Raw genomic sequence first — 3,221 nt, 5'->3', positions numbered from 1 at the left:
GTCGGTCTTGCCACCCTTAGGAAGGTGTCTTGCTATTTTTTTTAAGATTACTGCTTTGAGCAGTAATCAGGGCTATTATCATTAGGCTCAAACATGTGATTCTTGCCTTGTTCATACTCAGGTTTTGAGTTAAAGTTTCACTAAGTCTGTTAAAGTTTGGCATGGTCTATTCGTCTTAAAAATTACTATTATGCCTTTGCTTTAACAGACTTTTTTGTTTTTTTGTCGTGTGCAGAGAAATGATCGTAATTAATTTTAACCTGCCATTCATAAAAGGAATTTATTATGGTAATAATCAGCCATAAAAAAAACACAGTTAATAATCTTCGTCATTCAAAAGAGTTGTTATTACTTTGTAGCAGTATGCTACTAATAGCTTGTAGCTCAGCACCTGCGCGTACAGGAACAGTGACTAGTGTAAGCGGTGATAATCGCGCCCCTACGACCGCTACCATCAAAGCTAATAGTCAGGTCGCCAAACAATTAAACCTTAACGATCAGCAAGATTTCACAGACGCGCGTCGCGGACTTATCGCCAGTCCTAAAGATTTGAAAATCCCATCCTCTAAAGACGCCTCGAAGAACGTCTGGAATATGAGTGCTTATGATTTTATAGAAGGTGAGGCTCCTGCTACAGTCAATCCTAGCCTGTGGCGACAAGCTCAGCTCAATAATATTCAAGGACTATTCGAGGTAACACCAGGTATTTATCAAGTTCGCGGTTTTGATTTATCTAACATGACGTTAATCAAAGGCGATAGTGGCTGGATTATTATTGATACGATGACCTCAAAAGAAACCGCGCGCTATGCTTATGACTTCGCTATGCAGCATCTAGCTAAGCGCTATCCGAATACAACCAACGTCAGTGCTATTTTATTTACGCATAGTCATGTTGATCACTTCGGCGGAGTATTAGGCATTGTTAGTCAGCAAGATATTGAGCGTAAGAAAATTCCAATTATTGCACCTGCTGGGTTTATAGAAGAAGCGACCAGCGAAAATATCATTGCTGGTAATGCTATGCTACGCCGCGCCGTTTACATGTACGGCAAAGACTTGGCGCGTGATGAATTCGGTCATATCGATACTGGCTTAGGAAAGAGCCCAGCTTTTGGAGAGGTCAGTATTACCAAGCCTACGGTATTAATTGATCGCACTCCTACTAAACTAAATATAGATGGCGTCAAGTTCGAGTTTCAGTACACGCCTGAGTCAGAAGCTCCAGCAGAACTAACCTTCTATCTACCAGAATACAAGGCTTTTGGCGGTGCAGAATTGGTGTCACGAAATATGCATAATCTGTATACGCTACGCGGTGCAAAGGTACGTGATGCTTTGAAATGGAGCGGTTATATAGAAGAGGCGCGTAATATATTTGGTGATGCCGATATCTATTTCGGTAGTCATCATTGGCCTATGTGGGGGCAAGACAATATTCAGAAATTCTTAAAGCAACAGCGCGATACTTATAAATTTATTCACGATCAGACCGTGCGCCGTATGAATAAAGGTATGACACCAGGCGAGATCGCTGAAGATATTACTTTGCCTACTAGTTTGTCGCAGGAATTCTATAATCGCGAGTATTATGGCACAGTAAAACATAATGCACGTGCTGTCTACCAAGGTTATTTAGGATGGTACGATGGTAATCCTGCCCATTTAGATCCGTTACCTGATCCACAACGTGCTACCGCTTACGTCGATCTAGCTGGTGGTAGTAATAATGTATTATTAAAAGCGCAAAAAGCCTTTGATGAGGATAACTATCGCTGGGCCGCTGAGCTATTGAATCATTTGGTATCGGTTGAACCCAAAAACATAGTAGCGCGCGAGCTGCTAGCGCGTAGCTATGATCAATTAGGCTATCAAGCGGAATCAGGACCGTGGCGTGATGTTTATTTGACCGGTGCTTTAGAGTTACGTCAAGGAACATCCAACACCAGCGTGAATCTTGCCGCTACTAAAGACCTATTATTACAAACGCCAGTCTCTAACTTTTTCGATACTTTAGCTGTGCGTTTAAAATCAGAAGATGCAGCTAATAAAGACACTAAGATAGTGATTAATTTTACGGATCTAAATGAAAGCCATCTCTTATGGATTGAGAACTCAGTGCTCCATCATCGTTTAGTTGATGATTCTAAGCCAGTAGAAGAGAAGGTTAATGCTACGTTGAATTTACCTCATGCTATGTTTGTCGATTTATTAGTAGGTGAAACAGATTTTAAAGGTATGTTGTTATCTAAAGAGTCTAAGGTTGACGGTAATCCACTTGGCTTGATAGGCTTCTTTAGATTGTTTGAGAAGCCTAATTCTTCATTTGGTATAGTGTTGCCAGATGAGTAAGGCAGCTTGTTTTCGACTATAACTATTAAGGCCTTGCTAACAGCAAGGCCTTAATAGTTATATATATTTTATTATCTCATTGCTTGGGTGAACTATCCATTTCTTGTAGTCGTTGAAAGACGGTGTCTGAAAATGGTTTGAAGTAATTCCATGACTTATATTTTTGATTGTACTGACCACCGCCTTCGTTACGCCATTGCTTTAGTATCTCAATGACATCATGGTTGTAGGTCACACACTTGATAGACATCATGCCTGAATTAAAGACCCTGACATCTACCCAAGCATGGTTGACGGTAAAGCGAGAGAACATCCCAGATTCTGTGTAACTGCCATTTAGATTAAATGCTTGCTGATACGGTCATCAAACATAATCATAAAGCGATTTAAAGCAGACGTCCAGTTACGGATTGGCATCGACCACCTTGACGATGCCTGCTGGGTTGCTAAGTACACCACTTTGAATGCTGCCTGATCAGACGGGAACACCTTACGCTTATTCACCGCCGTCCGAATCACACTGTTTAATGATTCTATAGCATTGGTGGTATAGATGGCTTTTCTGATATCTTTCGGATACTCAAAGAACACCGTTAAGCCCTCCCAGTTATTGCGCCAAGACTTGATGACATGCGGGTACTCTTTACCCCATACTTCATCAAAGTGCTCAAGGTTGGCCTCTGCCATCTCAAGCGTATCAGCACCGTAGATGGCCTTTAAATCAGCTGCTACGGCCTTCTTGTCCGTCCATGGCACAAACTTCATTGAGTAACGCACCATATGCACGATACACAGCTGAACCTGAGTGTTGGGGTAAACGGTATTGATGGCATCAGGAAAGCCTTTTAAACCATCAACACAGGCAATCA

At 41.6% G+C, this 3,221-nt stretch carries 2 protein-coding genes; one reads left to right on the top strand and one right to left on the bottom strand.

Going from position 1 to position 3,221, the window contains the following annotated elements; all coding sequences use genetic code 11:
- The first annotated feature begins 285 nt into the window (after positions 1 to 285).
- Positions 286 to 2,352, top strand: coding sequence for an alkyl/aryl-sulfatase (locus E2R51_RS20490; RefSeq protein WP_205703363.1), 2,067 nt, complete (start codon positions 286 to 288; stop codon positions 2,350 to 2,352).
- 336 nt (positions 2,353 to 2,688) lie between these two features.
- On the opposite strand, the gene E2R51_RS20485 is transcribed toward E2R51_RS20490, so the two are convergent.
- Positions 2,689 to 3,221 (bottom strand): IS256 family transposase (locus E2R51_RS20485; RefSeq protein WP_133378728.1); only part of this gene is annotated, 533 nt, incomplete at its 5' end.

It is taken from the genome of Jeotgalibacillus sp. S-D1 (genome assembly GCF_004358665.1).
In the GTDB taxonomy this organism is placed as follows: Bacteria; Bacillota; Bacilli; order Bacillales; family Jeotgalibacillaceae; genus Jeotgalibacillus.
This window is presented reverse-complemented; position numbering and strand designations above follow the sequence as displayed.